A 23,534-nucleotide genomic window follows, 5' to 3' on the forward strand; every position below is an offset into this window, starting at 1 on the left:
GGCGGTGTTGTGTTGGCGGGCCTCTTCGCGAGCAGGCTCGCTCCCACACAGGCCAGTATTGTTCACACAATCCCTGTGGGAGCGGGCTTGCCCGCGAAGAGGCCCGAACAGGCACCACAACTTTCATTTGGCAAACAACTGCCCAATGTCCTTGAACGCCTTGAACTCCAGCGCATTCCCGCAAGGATCAAACAGAAACATCGTCGCCTGTTCACCCACCAGCCCCTGAAAGCGAATCCCCGGCTCGATCACGAAGCGAGTCCCCAGTGACTTCAACCGCTCGGCCAACGCCTCCCACTCAGCCATCCCGAGCACCACGCCAAAATGTGGCACCGGCACGTCGTGACCATCAACGGCATTGGTGTGCGCGGCTTCCTGCGAAGGATTTTTCGGTGCCAGGTGAATCACCAGTTGATGACCGAAAAAATTGAAATCCACCCAATGCTCGCTAGAGCGACCTTCTTCCAGGCCAAACACTGAACCATAGAAATGTCGGGCGGCCGGCAAGTCGTAGACCGGAATGGCCAGGTGAAAAGGGGACAGTTGCATCAGGCGAGCCTCGGTGTGGGTGGGAATGTGTCGAGTTTAGCCCTGTGCTTTTTGATTGAAAGACGATAATTTTTGCATCGAGCTCAAATTATTTCGATCAATCGAGGCCGCTATGCTGCGAGAACTGAAAACCTTTATCGCGGTGGCGCGTTACGGCACGTTCGCCGCCGCGGGTATGCACATCGGCCTGACACAATCGGCGATCAGCGCACAGATTCGCAATCTGGAACAGGCTCTTGGCATCCGTCTGTTCGACCGCACCGGCCGCCAGGCGCTGCTCAATGCGGCGGGGCAGCGTGCGTTGCCGATGGCCAGGGAAATGCTCGAAACCTTCAGCCGCATGGCCGTCAGTGACGATGTCAGCGAGTACCGTGGCGAACTGAAAATCGGCGCGGTGGCGACGGCGCAGACCGGGCTGCTGCCCCAGGCGCTGCTGCAACTGCGCCAACAGGCCCCCTTGCTGGAGCCCAAGCTGGTGCCCGGGGTGTCGCTGAATCTGTTGAGCCAGGTGGACACGGGAGAAGTGGACCTGGCGATCCTGATCAAGCCGCCGTTCGAGTTGCCCAAGGAGTTGTCCGCGCAGGTGATTCGCCGCGAGCCGTTCGTGCTGATCGTACCGGCGGACCTGGACGGCGATGATCCGCTGCAACTGCTCGCTGAGCACCCTCAGGTGCGCTACGACCGCAATTCGTTTGGCGGGCGGCTGGTGACGCGGTTTCTGCGCGAGCGGCAGATCGAGGTGCGGGTGGCGCTGGAGCTGGATGAACTGGAGGCCATTGTGAAAATGGTCGAGTGTGGCCTGGGGGTTTCCCTGTTGCCGGAGGCCGGGTTGTGGCTTGAGCATGGGGCCGGGGTGCGGATCGTCCCGCTGGGCGAATTGACTTTCTATCGGGAGATCGTGCTGTTGCAGCGCTACAGCCAGCGGATGCAGCCGATTCAGCAGTTGTTTGCCCAATGTCTGAGACAACACTGACCCTGTAGGAGCGAGCTTGCTCGCGAAGGTCGTCAACGATAACGCGCGCAGTCTGGATGAACGCGGCGTGCCCGGGTTTTTCGCGAGCAAGCTCGCTCCTACAGGAGGACGGCATCGGCCGGGGAATTCACAGGCATAAAAAACCCGCCAAAAAAGGCGGGTTTTTTTGGCTGACCGAAGATTACTCTTCGATGCTGCCCATGGCCGTGGTGTTGAAGCCACCGTCCACGTACATGATTTCACCGCTGATGCCGGACGCCAGGTCCGAGCACAGGAAGGCGCCGGCGTTGCCGACTTCGTCGATGGTGACGTTGCGACGCAGCGGAGTTTGCGCTTCGTTGGCGGCCAGCATCTTGCGGAAGTTCTTGATGCCGGAAGCAGCGAGGGTGCGGATCGGGCCGGCCGATACGCAGTTGACGCGAGTACCGTCCGGGCCCAGGGAGCCGGCCAGGTAACGTACGCCGGCTTCCAGGGAAGCCTTGGCCATGCCCATCACGTTGTAGTTCGGCATGGTGCGCTCGGCGCCCAGGTACGACAGGGTCAGCAGGCTGCCGTTGCGGCCTTTCATCATTTCGCGGCCGGCCTTGGCCAGGGCCACGAAGCTGTAGGCGCTGATGTCGTGGGAGATACGGAAACCTTCACGGGTGGTGGCTTCGGTGAAGTCGCCGTCCAGTTGGTCGCCCGGGGCGAAGCCGACGGAGTGCACGATGCAGTCCAGGCCGTCCCACTTCTTGCTCAGCGCTTCGAAGACCTTGGCGATTTCTTCATCGCTGGCCACGTCGCACGGGAAGCACAGCTCAGGGCTCGAACCCCAGCCTTGTGCGAACTCTTCGACACGACCCTTGAGTTTGTCGTTCTGATAAGTGAAGGCAAGCTCAGCGCCCTCGCGATGCATGGCGGCAGCGATGCCGGATGCGATGGACAGCTTGCTGGCGACACCGACGATCAGTACGCGCTTACCGGCGAGAAAACCCATGTGTTGCTCCTCTTTCAGGTTATTGCGCAGTGGCCGGAGCCAAAAAAGCGGCTTCCAGCAACTGCTGTGTATACGGATGTTGGGGGGCGGCAAAAATGCTTTGCGCGTCTCCCTGTTCGACCACTTGGCCATGCTTGACCACCATCAACTGGTGGCTCAGCGCTTTCACCACAGCCAGGTCATGGCTGATAAACAGATACGTCAGGTTGTACTTGGTTTGCAGTGAACGTAAAAGCTCCACTACCTGGCGTTGTACCGTGCGGTCGAGGGCCGAAGTCGGCTCGTCCAGCAAAATCAACGCCGGTTTTAACACCAATGCCCGGGCAATGGCGATTCTCTGCCGTTGCCCGCCGGAAAATTCGTGGGGGTAGCGGTGCCGGGTTTCCGGATCCAGACCTACCTCCTTGAGTGCCGCAATGATCGCTTGTTCCTGTTGCGCCTCGGTGCCCATCTTGTGGATCCGCAGGCCTTCGCCAACGATCTGGCTCACGCACATCCGCGGGCTCAGGCTGCCGAACGGGTCCTGAAACACCACCTGCATCTCCCGCCGCAGCGGCCGTACCTGTTGCTGCGTCAGGCAGTCTAGCTGCTGGCCCTCAAAGCGAATGGCGCCTTTGCTGGCGATCAGCCGCAAAATCGCCAGGCCGAGCGTCGATTTACCGGAACCGCTTTCTCCCACGATCCCCAGGGTCTGGCCCTGGGGCAGGCTGAAATTGATGCCGTCGACCGCCTTGATGTAATCCACCGTGCGCTTGAGCAGGCCTTTCTTGATCGGAAACCAGACTTTCAGGTCCTCGACCGCCAGCAGAGGCGGGCCGATCACGTTGCTTGCAGGCTTGCCGCCGGGCTCCGCTGCCAGCAGTTCCCGAGTGTACGGATGCTGCGGCGCGCGGAACAATTCTTCGCACGATGCCTGTTCGACGATGCAACCTTGCTGCATGACACATACGCGATGCGCAATTCTTCGCACAAGGTTCAAATCATGGCTGATCAGCAGCAGCGCCATGCCCAAACGAGCCTGAAGTTCCTTGAGCAATTCGAGGATTTTCAGCTGGACGGTCACGTCCAGCGCGGTGGTCGGTTCGTCGGCGATCAGCAGTTCCGGCTCGTTGGCCAGGGCCATGGCGATCATCACCCGCTGGCGCTGGCCGCCGGACAATTCGTGGGGCAGGGCCTTGAGGCGCTTGTGCGGCTCGGGGATGCCGACCATCTCCAGCAGCTCCAGGGTGCGTTTGGTCGCGACCTTGCCGGTCAGCCCCTTGTGGATGCCCAGCACCTCGTTGATCTGCTTTTCGATCGAGTGCAGGGGATTGAGCGAGGTCATCGGCTCCTGGAAGATCATCGCAATGCGGTTGCCGCGAATGTGGCGGATGGTTTTTTCTTTCAGGTCCAGCAGGTTCTGCCCGGAATATACGATGGTGCCGGACGGATGCCGGGCGAGCGGGTAGGGCAGCAGGCGCAGGATCGAATGTGCGGTGACCGATTTGCCGGAACCGCTCTCGCCGACCAACGCCAGGGTTTCACCGCGCTTGATGTCGAAGCTGACGCCTTCGACCGCCCGCTGACAGCGATTGCCGACGACAAAATCGACGGACAGGTCGCGCACTTCGATCAGATTGTGCTGATTCATTTCACTTCCTCGGGTCGAAGGCATCGCGAGCGGACTCGCCGATGAACACCAGCAGACTCAACATCAAGGCCAGCACGGCAAAGGCGCTGATGCCCAGCCACGGCGCCTGCAGGTTGGATTTGCCCTGGGCCACCAGTTCACCCAAAGACGGGCTGCCCGCCGGCAAACCGAAGCCGAGGAAGTCCAGGGCGGTCAGTGTACCGATGGCGCCGGTGAGGATGAACGGCATGAAGGTCATGGTCGAGACCATCGCGTTGGGCAAAATGTGGCGGAACATGATTGCGCCGTTCTGCATGCCCAGGGCGCGGGCGGCGCGCACGTATTCCAGGTTGCGCCCGCGCAGGAATTCGGCGCGCACCACGTCCACCAGGCTCATCCACGAGAACAGCAGCATGATCCCCAGCAACCACCAGAAGTTGGGCTGCACGAAACTGGCAAGGATGATCAGCAGGTACAGCACCGGCAGCCCGGACCAGATTTCCAGGAAGCGCTGCCCGGCCAGGTCCACCCAGCCGCCGTAGAAGCCCTGCAAGGCCCCGGCGATCACGCCGATGATCGAGCTGAGCACGGTCAGGGTCAGGGCGAACAGCACTGAAATGCGGAAACCGTAGATCACTCGGGCCAACACGTCGCGGCCCTGATCGTCGGTGCCCAGCAGGTTGTCCGCCGAGGGCGGGGCCGGGGCCGGGACTTTCAGGTCGTAGTTGATGCTCTGGTAGCTGTAGGGAATCGGCGCCCACAGCACCCAGGCGTCCTTGGCCTTGAGCAGTTCGCGGATGTACGGGCTCTTGTAGTTCGCCTCCAGGGGAAATTCGCCGCCGAAGGTGGTCTCCGGGTAGCGCTTGAGCGCCGGGAAGTACCAGTTGTTGTCGTAGTGCACCATCAGCGGCTTGTCGTTGGCGATCAACTCGGCGCCCAGGCTGGCGCCGAACAGGATCAGGAACAGCCACAGCGACCACCAGCCACGCCTGTTGGCCTTGAACAGTTCGAAGCGGCGGCGATTGAGAGGGGACAGGTTCATCTCAATGCTCCCGGCTTTCGAAGTCGATGCGCGGATCGACAAAGGTGTAGGTCAGGTCGCCGATCAGTTTCACCACCAGTCCGAGCAGGGTGAAGATGAACAACGTGCCGAAGACCACCGGGTAGTCGCGGTTGATCGCCGCTTCGAAACTCATCAGGCCGAGGCCGTCGAGGGAGAAGATCACCTCCACCAGCAACGAGCCGGTGAAGAAGATGCCGATGAGGGCCGAGGGGAAACCGGCGATCACCAGCAACATGGCGTTGCGGAACACATGGCCGTACAGCACGCGGTGGTTGGTCAGGCCCTTGGCCTTGGCGGTGATCACGTACTGTTTGTTGATCTCGTCGAGGAAGCTGTTTTTGGTCAGCAGGGTCATGGTCGCGAAGTTGCCGATCACCAGTGCGGTCACCGGCAGCGCCAGGTGCCAGAAGTAGTCGAGGATCTTGCCGCCCATGCTCAGTTCATCGAAGTTGTTCGAGGTCAACCCGCGCAAGGGGAACCAGTCCAGGTAACTGCCGCCGGCGAACACCACGATCAACAGGATGGCGAACAGGAACGCCGGGATCGCGTAGCCGACGATGATCGCCGAACTGGTCCAGACGTCGAAGTGGCTGCCGTGCCGCTTGGCCTTGGCGATCCCCAGCGGGATCGACACCAGGTACATGATCAGCGTGCTCCACAGCCCGAGGGAGATCGAGACTGGCATCTTTTCCTTGATCAGGTCGATGACCTTGGCGTCGCGGAAGAAGCTGTCGCCGAAATCCAGGGACGCATAGTTCTTGACCATGATCCACAAGCGTTCCGGCGCCGATTTGTCGAAGCCGTACATGTGCTCGATTTCCTTGACCAGCGCCGGGTCCAGGCCCTGGGCGCCGCGATAGGCGGAGCCTGCCACCGAGACTTCGGCGCCGCCGCCGGCAATGCGGCTGGTGGCGCCTTCGAAGCCTTCGAGCTTGGCGATCATCTGTTCCACCGGACCGCCTGGGGCGGCCTGGATGATCACGAAGTTGATCAGCAGGATGCCGAACAGGGTCGGAATGATCAGCAACAGTCGCCGAAAAATGTACGCCAGCATCTGATTACTCCGTGCCCGCAGGATCGGCCTGCAGTGTGGTTTCGACTTCTATTGCCGGCTTGATATCGGGCTTGACCCACCAGGTGGCCGTGCCGATGTCGTATTTAGGCGAGACCTTTGGATGGCCGATGTGGTTCCAGTACGCCACGCGCCAGGTCTTGATGTGCCAGTTGGGTATTACGTAATAGCCCCATTGCAGCACCCGGTCCAGCGCACGGGCGTGGGCCACCAGGCTGTTGCGCGAATCGGCGTTGATCAGTTGCTCGACCAGTTGATCGACCACCGGATCCTTCAGGCCCATGGAGTTGCGGCTGCCGGGCTTGTCGGCGGCGTCCGACATCCAGAATTCCCGTTGTTCGTTACCCGGCGAGTTGGACTGCGGGAAGCTGCCGACGATCATGTCGAAGTCCCGGGAGCGCACGCGGTTGATGTATTGCGAGACGTCGACCCGGCGAATCACCAGGTCGATGCCCAGGTCACTCAGGTTGCGCTTGAACGGCAGCAGCACCCGTTCGAATTCGGTCTGGGCCAACAGGAACTCGATGACCACCGGCTTGCCGGTGGCGTCGACCATCTTGTCATCGACGATGCGCCAGCCGGCCTCCTGCAGCAGTTGATAGGCTTGCCGTTGCTGGGCGCGGATCATGCCGCTGCCGTCGGTGGTCGGGTTCTGGAAGGCTTCGTTGAACACCTGCGGTGGCAGCTTGGCGCGGAACGGTTCGAGGATCGCCACCTGATCGGCGTTAGGCAGGCCGGTGGCGGCCATTTCCGAGTTTTCGAAATAACTGCGGGTACGCGCGTAGGCACCGTTGAACAGTTGCTTGTTGGTCCATTCGAAGTCCAGCAACAGCGACAAGGCTTGGCGCACGCGCACATCCTGGAACACCGGGCGGCGCATATTGAACACGAAGCCTTGCATGCCGGTGGGATTGCCGTTGGGAATCTGTTCCTTGACCAGTCGACCTTCGGTGACCGCCGGAACGTTGTAGGCGTTGGCCCAGTTCTTCGCGGTCATTTCCAGCCAGTAGTCGAACTGCCCGGCCTTGAGCGCTTCCAGGGCCACGGTGTTGTCGCGGTAGTAATCGGTGGTCATCACGTCGAAGTTGTAGAAACCACGATTGACCGGCAGGTCCTTGCCCCAGTAATCCTTGACCCGCTCGTAACGCACCGAGCGTCCGGCCTTCACTTCGCTGACCTTGTATGGGCCACTGCCCAACGGGATTTCCAGGTTGCCCTTGTTGAAGTCGCGGTCGGCCCACCAATGCTTGGGCAGAACTGGCAACTGGCCGAGGATCAGCGGCAGTTCGCGGTTGTTGGTGTGCTTGAACTTGAACAATACGGTGAGCGGATCTTCGGCGACCACTTCGGCCACGTCGTTGTAGTAGCCGCGGTACATCGGTGCGCCGTCCTTGGTCAGCATCTGGAAGCTGAACACCACGTCCTCGGCGCGTACCGGATGGCCGTCATGGAAGCGTGCTTCGGGGCGCAGGTAGAAACGCACCCAGGCATTGTCCGGGGCTTTCTCGATCAGCCGGGCGATCAAGCCGTACTCGGTGAACGGCTCGTCCAGGCCTTGCTTGGCCAGGGTGTCGTAGATGTTGCCGATATCGTCCGCCGGCACGCCTTTGCTGATGAAGGGGTTGAGGCTGTCGAAGCCGCCGAAACCGGCCTGACGGAAAGTCCCGCCCTTGGGTGCGTCCGGATTCACGTAGTCGAAGTGTTTGAAATCGGCCGGGTATTTCGGCGGTTCGTTGTACAGGGTCACGGCATGTTGCGGGGCGGCGCAGGCCAGCCCGGCGAACAGCAGACCGCTGGCCTGCAGGAGCAGGGCACGGATGGGTTTCATTGATCTTTCTCCGAAGATTTCAGCCACCACGCGTTCAGGCCCAGGGTGTAGGGCGGCGTGGTGACGAAGGCGAGCCGGTTGCGGTACGCCAGACGGTGATAATTGAGGTACCAGTTGGGCACGATGTAGTGCTGCCACAGCAGCACGCGGTCAAGGGCCTTGCCGGCGGCGACTTGTTCATCGCGGGTCTGGGCGGCCAGCAACTGCTCGAGCAAATGGTCGACCACCGGGTTGGTTATGCCGGCGAAGTTCTTGCTGCCCTTGACCCCGGCCTGGCTGGAGTGAAAGTACTGCCATTGTTCCAGGCCCGGGCTGAGGGTCTGGTTGAGGGTCATCAGGATCATGTCGAAATCGAACTGGTCGAGGCGCTGCTTGTATTGCGCGCGATCGACCGTGCGCAGCCGAGCGTCGATGCCGATGCTGGCGAGGTTCTCGACGTAAGGCTGGAGGATGCGTTCAAGGTTCGGGTTGACCAGCAGCAGTTCCAGGCGCAACGGCTGCCCGGCAGCGTTTTGCAGGCGCTGGCCATTGAGCTTCCAGCCGGCTTCGGCGAGCAGGCCGAGGGCTTTGCGCAAGGTTTCCCGGGGGATGCCGCGGCCGTCGGTCTGCGGCAGGCTGAACGGCTCGGTAAAGAGCCTGGTCGGCAGTTGCTCGCGATAGGGCTTGAGCAACAGCCATTCATGCCCACCCGGCAAACCGCTGGCCGAGAACTCGCTGTTGGGGTAGTAACTCATGGCGCGTTGGTAGGCGCCGCCGAACAGCGTGCGGTTGGTCCACTCGAAGTTGAACATCAGCCCCAATGCTTCACGAACCTTGGCATCCGAGAAAGCCGGACGGCGGCTGTTCATGAACAGGCCCTGGGTCTGGGTCGGGATCTGGTGGGGGATCTGCGCCTTGATCACCTCACCGCGGCGCATGGCGGGGAAGTTGTAGCCGGTGTCCCAGTTCTTCGCCTGATGCTCGATGTAGATGTCGAATTCACCGGCCTTGAACGCCTCGAACGCCACGTCGCTGTCGCGGTAGAACTCGACTTCCATGCGGTCGAAGTTGTACTTGCCGCGATTGACCGGCAGGTCCTTGCCCCAGTAATCCTTGACCCGTTCGAGGGCGATCTGTCGTCCTGGCGTGACCGAGGTGATGCGATATGGCCCGCTGCCCAGCGGCGGCTCGAAAGTGGTGGCCTTGAAGTCGCGACCTTTCCAGTAGTGCTGCGCCAGCACCGGCATTTCACCCAGGCGCAGGATCAGCAGCGGATTGCCGGCACGCTTGAACACGAAGCGGATGCGCTGCGGGTTGAGGATGTCGACCCGCGACACTTCCTGAAGGCTGGTGCGGTACAGCGGATGGCCTTCCTTGAGCAACACGCGATAGGAGAACGCGACGTCGTAGGCGGTGATCGGCGTGCCGTCATGGAAGCGTGCTTCGGGACGCAGGTTGAACACCACCCAGCTGCGGTTCTCGCTGTATTCCACCGACTGGGCGATCAGGCCATAGCTGGACGCGGACTCGTCACCCGAAGGCGCGTACTGCCCGGTACCGACCATCAGCGGCTCGTTGAGCTCGTTGATGCCGTATTGCAGGAAGTTCGGTGTGGTGACCGGGCTGGTGCCCTTGAAGGTGTAGGGGTTGAGCGTATCGAAGGTGCCAAACGCCATGACCCGCAACGTACCGCCCTTGGGCGCTTGCGGGTTGACCCAGTCGAAGTGGGTAAATCGGGCCGGGTACTTGAGCGTGCCGAACTGCGCATAACCATGGCTTTCGCTGATCGTCGCGCTTGCGGTGGAGCTCAAGGCCAGGCTGATCAGGAAGAGGAGGGGACGCTTCAAATAGGGGATCCGGTCCGGGCGGCTTGGGCTTTGTGGACCGTACAGTAACAGCTTGTATGGACAGGAAAAAGACGGGGGGTAAATGCGTAATATCGGCCGGGCCACAAAAACTGCGCAGGCATAAAAAAGCCCCAGGATTCAGGGGCTGTTTTTTAGTGCGGATTGGCTACCGTCAACATCTGGCCAGGCTTGAGCGCCTGACCGACACGCGGGTTCCAGCGCTTGAGGTGCTGCATCTCTACATTGAAGCGCTTGGCCACGATGTACAGCGAGTCGCCTTGCTGGACCTTGTACTTGGTTTGCTGCTTCTTGGTATTGGCTGCAATCACGGTGTTGACGCGCCCGGAGCTGCGTTTGCTGTTGTCCTGCATGACCAGGGTCTGGCCGGGCTTGAGGTTCTTGCCGGTCAGTTTGTTCCAGCGTTGCAGATCCTTCACGTCGACGTTGTTGGCCTTGGCGATGGAGCCGAGGTTGTCACCCCGCTTGACCCGGTAGGAACGCTTGACGCTGGCAACCTGGGTGTCGTCGGCACCTTCGAAGACCGGCTTGAGCGATTTCTTGCTGATCAACTCCTCAGGGCGCATGGTCTGCAGGCTGCTGGTCAGCAGTTGTGCCTTGGAGGTCGGCACCAGCAGATGTTGCGGGCCATCAAGGGTGGTGGTGCGCTGCTTGAAGGCCGGGTTGAGCTGGAACAGTTCGTCTTCGTCGATGTTGGCGACTTCAGCAACCTTGGACAGGTCCATGCGCTGGTTGATTTCGACGGCCTGGAAGTAGGGTTCGTTGGCGATCGGGTTGAGGTTCACGCCGTAGGCTTCCGGCGCCATCACCACCTGCGACAGTGCCAGTAACTTCGGCACGTAAGCCTGGGTTTCGGAGGGCAGCGGCAGGTTCCAGTAGTCGGTTGGCAGGCCGAGGCGCTCGTTGCGTTCGATGGCCCGGCTGACGGTGCCTTCGCCGGCGTTGTAGGCCGCCAGGGCCAGCATCCAGTCGCCGTTGAACATGTCGTGCAGGCGGGTCAGGTAATCCAGCGCGGCGGTGGTCGACGCGGTGATATCGCGACGGCCATCATAGAAACGGGTTTGACGCAGGTTGAAGTAACGCCCGGTGGACGGGATGAACTGCCAGAGACCCACCGCGTTGGCCCGGGAATAGGCCATCGGGTTGTAGGCACTTTCAATCACTGGCAGCAGGGCCAGTTCCAGCGGCATGTTGCGTTCTTCAAGGCGTTCTACGATGTAGTGAATGTAGAGGCTGCCACGTTCGCCGGCGTTTTCGAGGAAAGATGGATTGCTGGCGAACCACAGGCGCTGTTGCTCGATGCGCGGGTTGACGCCCAGCCCGTCCTGCAGCTGGAAGCCCTGGCGCATGCGCTCCCAGACGTCCTGGGGAATTTGCGGGCTGGGTTTTTCGCTGAGCCAGATCGGCTTCTGCTTGGCGCGCGCGGCGATGTTCTGCGTGTGCGCCGCATCGGTCTGCGGCGCATGGCTGGAACAGCCCGCCAGGGTGGCGGACACAGCCACCGCGATGGCTTGAGCCAAGCGGGTCAATGCGTCTGAACTGATGGCTTTGCGAATAGGTGACGACATTGGCTGGAAGTAAGTTCCGGGCAAAAATGTCGGGCGATTCTAGAAAGCGCACCCTGCGCGGTCAACCTTTCAGAATTGTTGCAATCTTGAGAAGCCCCTTTAGAACCTGTCTTTCCACGCTCGAAGCGCAGCAAAAACCATATCGGGCGCCGAGTTATCGGTGCCGGTCCGTTCGTCCGCTTTTTCTTTAACGGATGTTTCATCGGAGCGCAAAAACGGGTTTGTGAGCTTTTCCAGCGCCAGTGTCGAGGGCAGCGTCATGATCCCGGATTCTCGTTGGCGGGTGACTTTGGCCAGGCGTTCGGCGGTGTGCGGATTGTTCGGTTCGACCGCCGCGGCAAACTTCAGGTTGCTGAGGGTGTACTCGTGGGTGCAGTACACCAGCGTGTCTTCCGGCAACCCGGCGAGGCGTGTCAGCGAGCTGTACATTTGCTGTGGCGTGCCTTCGAACAGGCGTCCGCAGCCGGCGGCAAACAATGTGTCGCCGCAGAACAGCAAGCCGTGATGGTAATAGGCGATGTGCCCCAGGGTGTGACCCGGGACCGCAAGGACATCGAAGTCCCAGCCGAGTACGCTGACCTTGTCGTTGTCCTTGAGCGCAACGTCCCGCGCCGGGATCGTTTCGCTGGCCGGGCCATAGACTTTCGCGTCCGTCGCTTTTTTCAGCTGTTCGACACCGCCGACGTGGTCATGATGGTGATGAGTGATCAAAATATCACTCAGTACCCAGCCCGGATTGGCCGCGAGCCAGGCTTGCACGGGGGCTGCATCACCCGGGTCGACGACCGCGCAGCGCTTGCTGCCGTGGTCTTGTAACAACCAGATGTAGTTGTCGGTGAAGGCGGGCAGGGCAGTGATCTGTATCATCGTCGGATTCGCCAAGCGGAAAACATTGGCGCATCTTAGAACTTCCTGGCGCGTTGGAGAATGCAATGACTGATAAAGCGTTCGCACAAGCCGATCCTGACTGGCTGGCGTTGATCAGCGCCGCCCGCGAGTGGCTGGCCGGTCCCCTCGGGCAATTTCTGCTGGACGAAGAGCGGCGCATGCTCGAAGACGAGCTCGGGCGGTTCTTCGGTGGCTATCTGGTGCATTACGGTCCCTCGGCCCAGACACCGCCGCCGGCCCCACAGGTGCAGCGCAATGTGCGCCTTGGCGCGCCGTTGCCGGGGGTCGAGATCGTTTGTGAGGAACAGGCCTGGCCGCTGAGCGAGCATGCCGCCGATGTGGTGGTGCTGCAGCATGGCCTGGATTTCTGCCTGTCGCCCCACGGTTTGCTACGCGAGGCGGCAAGTAGCGTACGCCCCGGCGGGCATTTGCTGATCATTGGCATCAACCCCTGGAGCAGTTGGGGCCTGCGGCATGTGTTTGCCCAGGATGCGCTGCGCAAGGCGCGCTGCATTTCGCCGTCACGGGTCGCCGACTGGCTGAACCTGCTGGGCTTCGCGCTGGAGAAACGCCGCTTCGGGTGCTATCGTCCGCCGCTTGCGTCGCCGGCGTGGCAGACCCGCCTGGCCGGTTGGGAGCGCAAGGCCGGTGACTGGCAATTGTCGGGCGGCGGCTTCTACTTATTGGTGGCGCGCAAGATCGTGGTGGGCCTGCGACCGGTCCGTCAGGAGCGGCGCGAACCGATGGGCAAGCTGATCCCGTTGCCGATGGCCAAGGTCAACCGGCGCAACATCGAACCGTAATACACACTTTTCATTTGCGGCCGGGCTTGTCCCGGCTTCGGGCGTCGTCGGTCAGCGATCGGCGGGCCAGCGCATTTTCTGGATAGATTGGCATGAGCGATAGCGTAGAACTGTTCACCGACGGCGCCTGCAAAGGCAACCCCGGCCCTGGCGGCTGGGGCGCACTGCTGGTGTGCAAGGGCGTCGAAAAGGAACTCTGGGGCGGCGAAGCCAACACCACCAACAACCGCATGGAACTGATGGGCGCGATCCGTGGCCTGGAAGAGCTCAAGCGTCCCTGCGAGGTGCTGTTGGTGACCGACTCCCAGTATGTGATGAAAGGCATCAACGAGTGGATGGACAACTGGAAGAAGCGCGGCTGGAAAACCGCGGCGAAGGAACCGGTGAAAAACGCTGACCTGTGGAAGTTGCTCGACGAGCAGGTCAACCGCCACAAGGTCACCTGGAAATGGGTGCGCGGACACATTGGCCATCACGGCAACGAACGCGCCGACCAGTTGGCCAACCGTGGCGTCGATGAAGTGCGTGGGTACAAGCAGGGCTGATCAACCTCCCGTACGGTGAGCATGTTAAGATTCGCGCTTTTGCACGATTGACCGATTGAGAGCTGAGCACCGATGGCCACCAGATCCGTTGTACTCGACACCGAAACCACCGGCATGCCGGTGACCGACGGCCACCGGATTATCGAAATCGGTTGTGTCGAGTTGATCGGCCGACGCCTGACGGGCCGGCACTTTCACGTGTACCTGCAACCCGATCGCGAAAGTGACGAGGGCGCCATCGGCGTCCACGGCATCACCAACGAATTCCTTGTGGGCAAGCCGCGTTTTGCCGAGGTGGCCGAAGAGTTCTTCGAGTTCATCAAGGGCGCGCAGCTGATCATCCATAACGCGGCGTTCGACGTTGGCTTCATCAACAACGAATTCGCCCTGATGGGCCAGCAGGACCGCGCGGACATCACGCAGCACTGCTCGATCCTCGACACCCTGATGATGGCCCGGGAACGTCACCCGGGGCAGCGCAACAGCCTCGACGCCCTGTGCAAACGCTATGGCGTCGACAACTCCGGCCGTGAGCTGCACGGCGCTTTGCTCGACTCCGAGATTCTCGCCGACGTCTACCTGACCATGACCGGGGGGCAGACCAGTCTGTCCCTGGCCGGCAACGCTTCCGATGGCAATGGTTCGGGGGAAGGGGCGGACAACTCCGCCACCGAGATTCGCCGTTTGCCGGCGGACCGCCAGCCGACGCGCATCATCCGTGCTAGCGAAGACGACCTGGCCCGCCACGCGGCACGCCTGGAAATCATCGGCAAATCCGCTGGTGCTCCGGCGTTGTGGGTGCAGTTGGCTGAGGCTGAAGCGCAGGCTTGACCCTTTCAAAAAAAAGGGACGCCTTGTGACTAATGCCAGTCAGTTAAGCGCAATCCATGTGGGAGCGAGCCTGCTCGCGATGACGACGGTACATTCAGCATCAATGTTGGCTGACCCGCCGCTATCGCGAGCAGGCTCGCTCCCACAGGGGAGGGTGTTCAAACTCTTAACTGACTGGCATTACGCCTTGTGACCCATTTCAGGGCATCCCGCTCGCCACATCCGCTGCAACACTCTACCCTGAGGTGATTGGCAGGCTCTGGTCTGCCGCCTCAGGACACTGAGCCTCATGTATAAAGACTTGAAATTCCCGGTCCTGATTGTCCATCGCGACATCAAGGCCGACAGCGTCGCCGGCGACCGTGTGCGGGGGATTGCCCGGGAGCTGGAACAGGAAGGGTTCAGCGTCGTTTCGGCGGTGGACTACACCGAAGGACGTCTGGTGGCGTCGACTTACCATGGCCTGTCCTGCATGTTGATTGCCTCCGAGGACGCCAGTACCCACTCCCATTTGTTACAAAACATGGCAGAACTGATCGGTCTGGCGCGGGTGCGTGCACCGAATCTGCCGATCTTCGCCTTGGGCGAAAAAGTGACCCTGGAAAACGCACCCGCCGACGCCATGGCCGAGCTCAATCAGTTGCGCGGCATTCTTTACCTGTTTGAGGACACCGTGCCCTTTCTCGCCCGGCAGGTGGCCCGTGCCGCGCGCAAATACCTCGATGGCCTGCTGCCGCCGTTTTTCAAGGCGTTGGTACAACACACGGCGGATTCCAATTATTCGTGGCACACCCCCGGTCACGGCGGTGGCGTGGCGTATCACAAAAGTCCGGTCGGGCAGGCGTTTCACCAGTTTTTCGGGGAAAATACCCTGCGCTCGGATCTTTCGGTGTCGGTGCCCGAGCTCGGCTCCTTGCTCGATCACACCGGCCCCCTGGCTGAAGCCGAGGCTCGTGCGGCACGCAATTTCGGCGCCGATCACACCTTTTTCGTGATCAATGGCACCTCCACGGCCAACAAGATTGTCTGGCACTCGGTGGTCGCCCGCGATGACCTGGTGCTGGTGGATCGCAATTGCCACAAGTCGGTGCTGCACTCGATCATCATGACCGGTGCGATCCCGTTGTACCTGTGTCCGGAGCGTAATGAACTGGGGATCATCGGCCCGATTCCCCTGAGTGAGTTCAGCCGCGAATCGATCCAGGCCAAGATCGACGCCAGTCCGCTGACCAAGGGGCGTTCACCGAAGGTCAAGCTCGCCGTAGTGACCAATTCGACCTATGACGGCCTCTGCTACAACGCCGAGCTGATCAGGCAGCAACTGGGCAATAGCGTTGAGGTGTTGCACTTCGACGAGGCCTGGTACGCCTATGCGGCGTTTCATGAGTTCTTTGCCGGGCGCTACGGCATGGGCACCTCCCGTGATGAAGACAGCCCGATGGTGTTCACCACCCATTCGACCCACAAGTTGTTGGCGGCATTCAGTCAGGCATCGATGATTCACGTGCGCGATGGCGGTGCGCGGCAACTGGACCGGGATCGCTTCAACGAAGCGTTCATGATGCACATCTCGACCTCGCCGCAGTACGGCATCATCGCCTCGCTGGATGTGGCTTCGGCGATGATGGAAGGGCCGGCCGGGCGTTCGCTGTTGCAGGAAATGTTCGACGAAGCCCTGAGTTTTCGCCGGGCGCTGGCCAATTTGCGCCAACACATTGCCGCCGATGACTGGTGGTTTTCGATCTGGCAGCCGCCGTCGGCAGAAGGCATCGAGCGAGTCATCACCGAGGACTGGTTGCTGCAGCCTGATGCCGACTGGCACGGCTTTGGCGGTGTGACCAACGATTATGTGTTGCTCGATCCGATCAAGGTCACGCTGGTGATGCCGGGATTGACCGCCGGTGGCGCCCTCAGCGAGCGCGGGATTCCGGCGGCGGTGGTCAGCAAGTTCCTTTGGGAGCGCGGCCTGGTGGTCGAGAAGACCGGGCTGTATTCGTTTCTGGTGTTGTTCTCCATGGGCATCACCAAGGGCAAGTGGAGCACGCTGCTCACCGAACTGCTGGAGTTCAAGCGCAGCTACGACGCCAACGTCAGTCTGGCCAGTTGCCTGCCTTGCGTGGCGCAAGAGAATGTCGCGCGCTATCAGGGCATGGGCCTGCGGGATTTGTGCGATCAGTTGCATGCCTGTTATCGCAGCAACGCCACCGCCAGGCACCTCAAGCGCATGTACACCGTACTGCCGGAAGTCGCGATGAAGCCGGCGGACGCCTATGATCAATTGGTGCGGGGTGAAGTCGAAGCCGTGTCGATCGATGCACTGGACGGGCGGATCGCGGCGGTGATGCTGGTGCCGTATCCGCCCGGCATTCCGCTGATCATGCCGGGTGAGCGCTTTACCGAATCAACCCGCTCGATCATCGATTACCTGGCATTTGCCCGCACGTTCGATAGCAGTTTTCCGGGGTTCGTTGCTGATGTGCACGGATTGCAACATGAAGATCAGGGCAGTGGACGGTGCTACACCGTCGATTGCATCAAGGAATGAGGACCTTTCCCAGTATGCAGCCGGTTATAAATCCGAATTATCCAGGGTTGTCGGTACGGATTGCCGACGAGGGTTTTGCCGCCTATATCTGGGGCAGTGATTTCAGTTTTGAAGTCGCGGCCTACGGTGCGGCACAAATAGGAGCGTCGGTGGCACAGTGGCCGGTCACCCCGATCACGCCTTATCGCAAGTGCTACGGCATCGACCCTGAGGAATTCAGCAGCTATCGCGATGGCGCCGACAGCGCGATTTTCATGGCGTATCTGGATGACCAGCCCGTGGGGCACCTGGTGGTCAGCACCAACTGGAACGGCTTTACCCATATCGACGAACTGGCGGTGCATGCACCGGCCCGGCGGCATGGCGTGGCCAAGGCCCTGCTGGATGTGGCGCATTTCTGGAGCCGCAAGAAAAAGCTCCCGGGCATCATGCTCGAAACCCAGAACAACAACCTGGGGGCCTGCAGGCTCTATGAACGCAGCGGTTACGTGCTTGGCGGGATCGACCACCTGCGCTATCGAGGCATCGATCCGAACACCGCCGAAGTGGCGCTGTTCTGGTATCGACTGTTCGAAAACCCGCTGGAAAACCCGTTCAGTTCGTCAGCATCGCCGCGGCTTGTTCCGTGACGATGGCCAACAGTGCCTGAACCGCCGGAGACGGCTCGGCGTTTTTCAGAGTCAGGGCGTAGAGACTGATCGGGACCGCGGGTGCCAGCGGGCAGGCGTCCAGCCCCGAGGCTTTGGCGCCGAGGGCGGTGAAGGGGTCGACGATGGCCAGGCCTTCGCCGACCTCGACCATGCTGCGCATCATCTGATGCGTCTGGACCCGGGTCTGAATCACCGGGGCAGGGCGCAAGCCGTGCAGTTTGTTTTCCAGCGCCGGGCTCAACGGATCGTGCCCGTCCAGGCCGATCATCGATTGGCCGGCCAGATCCAGCAGTGAAATGTATTTCTGTTTCGGTTGCAGCCAGCCATGGGGGGCGAGCAACTGGAGTTTGCCTTGGGCAATCACCTGGCAATCGAGGTCGGCGTGATCGGGGTCATGCAGGCTCAGGCCCAGATCGCTTTCACGCAGCAGCAGGCTTCTGACGATGTCGCGGGTCGGCTGGCTCAGCAGTGTGCAAGGCGCGTCGGGCAGGCGTCGGCGCAGGGCGGCGATGCTGTGTGGCAATAATTGGTTGGCCAGGGGCGGGGTGCAGATGATGCGCAGCGGCGGCGCCAGGTATTGCCTCAGGCTGTTGGCCAGGCGCTGCACCGGTTCAAGCGCATCGTAGACCCGGGCAATTTCCACCTGCAATTCCCGCGCTTCGCGGGTGGCCTGCAATCGCCCGCGTACGCTGGCGAACAGCATGAAACCCAACTGATCCTCGGCGTCGCGCAGCAAGCGTTCGACTTCGGCCACCGGCAACTGCAGCCATTCGGCGGCGGTGCCCAGGTGACCGGTCTGCAAGAGCGCCTGGATCACTTCGATATGGCGTAAGCGCATGCGTGAAGTCCATGTTCAGCAGGTGGAGGAGTCAGTGGCTGAATCCTACCCCAAGTCCGCGCATATGACTTCTGCTCATAACGACGGGTTATGAAACGCTGGCGGTTTGCGGTTCGCGGGTAATGGTCACACCGGTTTGCACCAGCATGAATTCATTGTCGTCGACCTTGTTGACACGGTCGCCAATGGCCAGCTTGTAGGTGGTGACAGGGCCTGAACCGTCTACCGCCGGGGTGGAGTCCTGGAACTCGTGTACCGAATAAATACGGCCTTCCGCATCTCTTGCATGGAACTGACCGACGAGTACTGCTGCCATCTGCTTAGAACCTCTGGAGATAAATCACTCAATTTGCGGCACTGTAGACCGTGCTTGGGCGAGGTAAGTTTTCCTACAGGAAAAAAATAGTCAGGGACGCTGTTTTCGGTCGCCCGCTGCTTGAATCGTCATCTATAACTACAAGCTCTTCCTATCGGACAGTCGAGAAACTCTAATGAGCAACGTCTATACGATCGCCGTCGTGGTCGGCAGCTTGAGAAAGGAATCGATCAACCGCAAGGTCGCACGGGCCCTGGTGGAACTGGCACCGGCCAATCTCAAGCTCAACATCATCGAAATTGGCGATCTGCCGCTCTATAACGAAGACATCGATGGCGCTTCACCGCCGGCAGCCTACAGCACTTTCCGACAACAGGTGAGCTCATCCGACGCGGTGTTGTTCGTGACCCCGGAATACAACCGATCGGTGCCGGCGCCGCTGAAGAATGCGATTGACGTGGGCTCGCGTCCGTATGGCAAAAGTGCATGGAACGGTAAACCGGGGGCCGTTATCAGTGTTTCGCCGGGGGCCGTCGGCGGGTTTGGTGCCAATCACAACTTGCGTCAATCCATGGTGTTTCTGAATGTGCCGATGATGCAGCAGCCGGAGGCCTATCTGGGGAACGCCGGTTCGGCATTCGACGAGGCGGGCAAGCTGTCCGAGTCGGTCAAGCCGTTCCTGCAAAAATTCATCAATGCCTATGGGCAATGGGTCGAGCAGCACAAGAAAGATTGATGTTCATTGTGTGGGAGCGGGCTTGGTCCGGGCGGCGTTCCGACGAAGGGGCCGGCTCAGGCAATACAGGACTCAACCCTGTCCCGGCACATTCGGCCAAAGGTCCGCCACCAGAAACAATCGCTCGGCTTCTTCCCAGTCGCCGCTGGCATTCTCCGTCAGGCGCACCAGCAGTTGTGCCGGCGCCAACGGGTCCAGTTCATCCAGCCACGCCTGCATCTGTCCGGGGTTCCAGGTGTGCTCGGCCGAATAGTGCGCCGGCGCCAGCCAGGCGTGGCGGGGCAGGGGTTGCCAGCGACCGGGCGGGCTCTGGGCCAGCAACGCCGGCCAATCCTTTTGATGCAACCAGCGACCGCGCAAGTGCTGCGGATGGGCACCGGACGGCGGGGCAGCCTGCCCGGGCCACGGATACAGCAAGTAACCTCCCAGCCATAAATGGGCGCTGAAGGCCTGGATATCCAGCGCTGCCAGCACTTCACGGCTCTCGGCGCGAGCGGAAATCGGCAATTGATGCTGGCTCAGGTGCGCCAGTTTGCGGTCGAGCCGGTCGTGGCAGCCCGGGCCCAGCCACTGGGCGGTGTCGTGCCCGTCGCCGGATTGCGGGCCGAGGTAGAGCTTGATCGCCAGCTCCAGGTGATGCACGCCGTCGCGGTCGCGCAGCAGCATGTCCAGTTCACCCAGGGTGTGCCCCTCGCGGCGAATCGGCATGTTGGCGGCAATCAGTTCAATGCCCGGCGCATGTTGCACGGCGAATTGCCAGAGGCGTTCGTAGTACAAACCCAGGCGCCGGGTCCGGGCCTGGGCCAGCCAGTGCAGCAGGCCATAACTGTCCCGGTCCAGCTGCCGCAGCCAATGTTCCAGCCGATCCGGTGCCTGCACCCAGTCGCTGCCGGCCAGCGGGTGACGCTGCGGCCACGGGGTATCCTCCAGCATGGGCGGCGCGAGGATGACCCACGCCAGGTCACGCACTTCGGGATGGCGTAACTGATGGGGCAGGTGGAGCAAATCGGGAAATAGCATCATCTTGCGAGCATAGCCCGAAACCCGGGCACACCCTTGAAGCTGAAAGGATTTTGTCTACGGGCGGCTTTCGCCCATAATCGTGGTTTTCACCGCCACGCAGATCCCCGCAGGAGCCCCATGGAGCAATTTCGCAATATCGGCATCATCGGTCGCCTGGGCAGTTCCCAGGTGCTGGATACCGTCCGCCGACTGAAACGGTTTCTGCTCGATCGTCACCTGCACGTGATCCTCGAAGACACCATCGCCGAAGTGCTGCCAGGGCACGGCTTGCAAACCTCGTCGCGCAAGATGCTCGGCGAAGTCTGCGACATGGTCATTGTGGTCGGTGGTGACGGCAGCCTGCTCGGCGCCGCCCGGGCACTGGCCAGGCACAATATTCCGGTGCTCGGCATCAACCGGGGTAGCCTGGGTTTCCTCACCGACATCCGTCCCGATGAGCTGGAAACCAAGGTCGCCGAAGTGCTGGACGGCCACTACCTGGTGGAAAACCGCTTCCTGTTGCAGGCCGAAGTCCGTCGCCACGGCGAGGCCATCGGCCAGGGCGATGCACTGAACGACGTGGTGCTGCACCCCGGCAAATCCACGCGAATGATCGAGTTCGAGCTGTACATCGACGGCCAGTTCGTCTGCAGCCAGAAGGCCGACGGCCTGATCGTCGCCACGCCGACCGGTTCCACCGCCTACGCGTTGTCCGCCGGCGGGCCGATCATGCATCCCAAGCTCGACGCTATTGTGATTGTGCCGATGTACCCCCATACCTTGTCAGGTAGACCCATCGTGGTCGATGGCAACAGTGAGCTGAAAATCGTCGTGTCCAAGGATATGCAGATTTACCCGCAAGTTTCGTGCGACGGGCAGAACCACTTTACCTGCGCGCCGGGCGACACCATTACCGTCAGCAAGAAAGCCCAGAAACTGCGGCTGATCCATCCGCTTGACCACAACTACTATGAAGTCTGCCGGACCAAGCTCGGCTGGGGCAGCAAGTTGGGGGGTGGAGGCGACTGATGCTCGATCCCGCGCGTAGCTACGACCTGATCGGTGACGTGCACGGTTGCGCCCTGACCCTGGAGCACTTGCTCGACCGACTCGGTTATCACAAGCAGGGTGGCGTCTGGCGGCATGCCTCGCGCATGGCGGTGTTCGTCGGCGATATCATCGACCGCGGCCCGCGGATTCGCGAGGCACTGCACATCGTCCACGACATGGTCGAGGCCGGTCAGGCGCTGTGCATCATGGGCAACCATGAGTTCAATGCGCTGGGCTGGAGCACGCCGGCACTGCCGGGCAGCGGCAAGCAGTTCGTGCGCGAGCACACGCCGCGCCATGCCCGCCTGCTGCACGAAACCCTGACCCAGTTCGAACACCATCCGGGTGACTGGCACGACTTCCAGCAATGGTTCTACCAGTTGCCATTGTTCGTCGATGCCGGGCGTTTTCGCGTGGTCCACGCCTGCTGGGACGCCGGGCTGATCGAGCCGCTGCGGGCGTTGTTCCCCAACGGCTGCGTTGACGAGCATTTTGTCCAGGCGTCGGCGGAGTCGGGCTCCTTTGCCTGCACCGTATTCGACCGGCTGCTGCGCGGCACGGACATGCGCTTGCCCCATGGCCTGACCATGACCAGCGGTGACGGCCTGGTGCGTTCGTTCTTCCGGACCAAGTTCTGGGAAGACGATCCGAAAACCTACGGCGATATCGTGTTCCAGCCGGATGCACTGCCCGAACCCGTGGCCCGGACGCCGCTGACGTCCACCGAAAAGAACAGTTTGCTGCGCTACGGCATCGATGAGCCGCTGTTGTTCGTCGGCCATTACTGGCGCAGCGGCAAGCCGGCGCCGATCCGGTCGAACCTGGCCTGTCTGGATTACAGCGCGGTGCTGTACGGCAAACTGGTTGCCTACCGACTGGATCAGGAAACCCGCCTGGATCCGCAAAAATTCGTCTGGGTCGATGTCGAGCGGCCGGAGGTGCTGCAATGAGTGCTGTAGCGATATTGCGTCTGCCATTGGCGGTGGACTTGAGCGGGTTCGTCACGTTGCTCAAGCGCATGCAAGTGCCCCATCGGGTCAGCGAGGAAGCTGGTGAACAGGTGCTGTGGGTTCCCGACAACATCAGTGAAGACGTGCGCGCGCTGTACGAACGTTTTCCGGCGGGCGATCCCGATCAGCAACTGGACATTCCGCTGGCGCAGACCATCAAGCATCCGGGGTTCGTCGAGCAGTTGAAGTACGCCAGGGCCACCGCGCTGGTACTGCTGCTGAGCATGATCGTCGGCGCGGTGACCATGCTGGGCGACAACCTTGAAACGATGCGCTGGCTGACCTTCCTCGAATTCCGCGTGGTCGGCGAGTACATCCACTTCACGCCACTGGCCGACAGCCTGGCGGCAGGGCAGTGGTGGCGCCTGGTCACGCCGATGCTGATCCACTTCGGCATCCTGCACCTGGCGATGAACGGCATGTGGTACTGGGAGCTGGGGCGGCGCATCGAGTCGCGCCAGGGCAGTATCAACCTGATCGGCCTGACCTTGCTGTTCAGCCTGGTGTCCAACTTCGCCCAGTATTTCTTCAGCGGTCCGACCCTGTTCGGCGGTTTGTCCGGCGTACTGTACGGCCTGCTCGGGCATTGCTGGATCTTCCAGCTGCTGGCGCCGAACCCGGCCTATCGCCTGCCGCGCGGCGTGCTGGTGATGATGCTGGTGTGGTTGCTGCTGTGTCTGTCCGGGCTGGTGTCGATGATCGGCTTCGGCGAAATCGCCAACGCGGCCCACGTCAGCGGGTTACTCATCGGATGCTTCACCGGTTTGTTGGGCGGTTTGTATAACCGCCGTAAACTGGCCGCCTAATTCAGAACATGCAATAAAGAGACGGAGACCCA

Annotated in this window: 22 protein-coding genes; 10 read left to right on the plus strand and 12 right to left on the minus strand. The window is 61.3% G+C overall.

The window, feature by feature from the left end:
- Positions 1-123: 123 nt before the first annotated feature.
- On the minus strand, positions 124-549 hold the full coding sequence (locus AC3IX1_RS12560) for a VOC family protein (RefSeq protein ID WP_150724089.1): 426 nt from the start codon (positions 547-549) through the stop codon (positions 124-126).
- A 112-nt stretch (positions 550-661) separates the two neighbouring features.
- Between AC3IX1_RS12560 and AC3IX1_RS12565 the strand changes: the two genes are divergently transcribed.
- On the plus strand, positions 662-1,522 hold the full coding sequence (locus AC3IX1_RS12565; RefSeq protein ID WP_489388428.1) for a LysR family transcriptional regulator: 861 nt from the start codon (positions 662-664) through the stop codon (positions 1,520-1,522).
- Positions 1,523-1,703: 181 nt separating this feature from the next.
- Here AC3IX1_RS12565 and fabI read toward each other — a convergent pair whose 3' ends face one another.
- From fabI to gloB, 8 genes are all read right to left on the minus strand, one after another.
- On the minus strand, positions 1,704-2,498 hold the full coding sequence (gene fabI / locus AC3IX1_RS12570; protein ID WP_046037212.1) for an enoyl-ACP reductase FabI: 795 nt from the start codon (positions 2,496-2,498) through the stop codon (positions 1,704-1,706).
- Positions 2,499-2,517: 19 nt separating this feature from the next.
- Positions 2,518-4,128, minus strand: coding sequence for an ABC transporter ATP-binding protein (locus AC3IX1_RS12575; protein WP_489388429.1), 1,611 nt, complete (start codon positions 4,126-4,128; stop codon positions 2,518-2,520).
- Position 4,129: 1 nt separating this feature from the next.
- Entirely contained in the window at positions 4,130-5,149 is a 1,020-nt protein-coding gene (locus AC3IX1_RS12580; protein WP_489388430.1) for an ABC transporter permease, read from the minus strand.
- A 1-nt stretch (position 5,150) separates the two neighbouring features.
- Positions 5,151-6,224: a microcin C ABC transporter permease YejB gene (locus AC3IX1_RS12585; RefSeq protein ID WP_489388431.1), complete on the minus strand. Its 1,074-nt coding sequence runs from the start codon at positions 6,222-6,224 to the stop codon at positions 5,151-5,153.
- A 4-nt stretch (positions 6,225-6,228) separates the two neighbouring features.
- A complete protein-coding gene (locus AC3IX1_RS12590) occupies positions 6,229-8,070 on the minus strand; it encodes an extracellular solute-binding protein (protein WP_489388432.1) in 1,842 nt (613 codons plus the stop codon).
- Positions 8,067-9,896: an extracellular solute-binding protein gene (locus AC3IX1_RS12595; RefSeq protein WP_489388433.1), complete on the minus strand. Its 1,830-nt coding sequence runs from the start codon at positions 9,894-9,896 to the stop codon at positions 8,067-8,069. The genes AC3IX1_RS12590 and AC3IX1_RS12595 overlap by 4 nt, the downstream gene beginning before the upstream one ends.
- A gap of 152 nt (positions 9,897-10,048) precedes the next feature.
- Complete coding sequence (locus tag AC3IX1_RS12600) at positions 10,049-11,482, minus strand: transglycosylase SLT domain-containing protein (RefSeq protein WP_489388434.1); 1,434 nt, start codon at positions 11,480-11,482, stop codon at positions 10,049-10,051.
- Positions 11,483-11,581: 99 nt separating this feature from the next.
- Positions 11,582-12,349, minus strand: a complete 768-nt coding sequence (gene gloB / locus AC3IX1_RS12605) for a hydroxyacylglutathione hydrolase (RefSeq protein WP_489388733.1) — start codon at positions 12,347-12,349, stop codon at positions 11,582-11,584.
- A 65-nt stretch (positions 12,350-12,414) separates the two neighbouring features.
- Here gloB and AC3IX1_RS12610 point away from each other — a divergent pair, with 65 nt between their 5' ends.
- From AC3IX1_RS12610 to AC3IX1_RS12630, 5 genes are all read left to right on the plus strand, one after another.
- Positions 12,415-13,173: a class I SAM-dependent methyltransferase gene (locus AC3IX1_RS12610; protein ID WP_008051875.1), complete on the plus strand. Its 759-nt coding sequence runs from the start codon at positions 12,415-12,417 to the stop codon at positions 13,171-13,173.
- A gap of 92 nt (positions 13,174-13,265) precedes the next feature.
- Positions 13,266-13,718 (plus strand): ribonuclease HI, encoded by a 453-nt coding sequence (gene rnhA / locus AC3IX1_RS12615; RefSeq protein WP_007979123.1) that lies wholly within the window; start codon positions 13,266-13,268, stop codon positions 13,716-13,718.
- A gap of 72 nt (positions 13,719-13,790) precedes the next feature.
- The gene (dnaQ, locus tag AC3IX1_RS12620) at positions 13,791-14,549 is read left to right on the plus strand and encodes a DNA polymerase III subunit epsilon (RefSeq protein ID WP_046037200.1); all 759 of its coding nucleotides are present in this window, start codon (positions 13,791-13,793) and stop codon (positions 14,547-14,549) included.
- Between the two features lie 289 nt (positions 14,550-14,838).
- Positions 14,839-17,094 carry an Orn/Lys/Arg family decarboxylase gene (locus AC3IX1_RS12625; RefSeq protein ID WP_489388435.1) on the plus strand — a complete coding sequence of 752 codons (2,256 nt, stop codon included), beginning with the start codon at positions 14,839-14,841 and terminating at the stop codon, positions 17,092-17,094.
- Positions 17,095-17,108: 14 nt separating this feature from the next.
- Positions 17,109-17,723 carry a GNAT family N-acetyltransferase gene (locus tag AC3IX1_RS12630; protein ID WP_489388436.1) on the plus strand — a complete coding sequence of 205 codons (615 nt, stop codon included), beginning with the start codon at positions 17,109-17,111 and terminating at the stop codon, positions 17,721-17,723.
- On the opposite strand, the gene AC3IX1_RS12635 is transcribed toward AC3IX1_RS12630, so the two are convergent.
- On the minus strand, positions 17,689-18,582 hold the full coding sequence (locus tag AC3IX1_RS12635; protein ID WP_489388437.1) for a LysR substrate-binding domain-containing protein: 894 nt from the start codon (positions 18,580-18,582) through the stop codon (positions 17,689-17,691). The two genes, AC3IX1_RS12630 and AC3IX1_RS12635, sit on opposite strands and share 35 nt — an antisense overlap.
- Positions 18,583-18,670: 88 nt before the next feature.
- Positions 18,671-18,898 carry a hypothetical protein gene (locus AC3IX1_RS12640; protein WP_008051885.1) on the minus strand — a complete coding sequence of 76 codons (228 nt, stop codon included), beginning with the start codon at positions 18,896-18,898 and terminating at the stop codon, positions 18,671-18,673.
- A gap of 175 nt (positions 18,899-19,073) precedes the next feature.
- Here AC3IX1_RS12640 and AC3IX1_RS12645 point away from each other — a divergent pair, with 175 nt between their 5' ends.
- Entirely contained in the window at positions 19,074-19,634 is a 561-nt protein-coding gene (locus tag AC3IX1_RS12645) for an NADPH-dependent FMN reductase (RefSeq protein ID WP_489388438.1), read from the plus strand.
- 72 nt (positions 19,635-19,706) lie between these two features.
- Here AC3IX1_RS12645 and AC3IX1_RS12650 read toward each other — a convergent pair whose 3' ends face one another.
- Positions 19,707-20,657 (minus strand): DUF1853 family protein, encoded by a 951-nt coding sequence (locus AC3IX1_RS12650; protein ID WP_489388439.1) that lies wholly within the window; start codon positions 20,655-20,657, stop codon positions 19,707-19,709.
- Positions 20,658-20,774: 117 nt separating this feature from the next.
- Here AC3IX1_RS12650 and AC3IX1_RS12655 point away from each other — a divergent pair, with 117 nt between their 5' ends.
- From AC3IX1_RS12655 to AC3IX1_RS12665, 3 genes are read left to right on the plus strand one after another with little or no spacing between them, the layout of a single operon-like run.
- On the plus strand, positions 20,775-21,665 hold the full coding sequence (locus AC3IX1_RS12655) for an NAD(+) kinase (RefSeq protein WP_057398469.1): 891 nt from the start codon (positions 20,775-20,777) through the stop codon (positions 21,663-21,665).
- Positions 21,665-22,636, plus strand: a complete 972-nt coding sequence (locus AC3IX1_RS12660; RefSeq protein ID WP_489388440.1) for a metallophosphoesterase — start codon at positions 21,665-21,667, stop codon at positions 22,634-22,636. Before AC3IX1_RS12655 ends, AC3IX1_RS12660 begins: the two co-directional genes overlap by 1 nt.
- A complete protein-coding gene (locus AC3IX1_RS12665; protein WP_489388441.1) occupies positions 22,633-23,502 on the plus strand; it encodes a rhomboid family intramembrane serine protease in 870 nt (289 codons plus the stop codon). Before AC3IX1_RS12660 ends, AC3IX1_RS12665 begins: the two co-directional genes overlap by 4 nt.
- The last annotated feature ends 32 nt before the right edge of the window (positions 23,503-23,534 follow it).

It is taken from the genome of Pseudomonas sp. KH_046_2 (assembly GCF_057838985.1).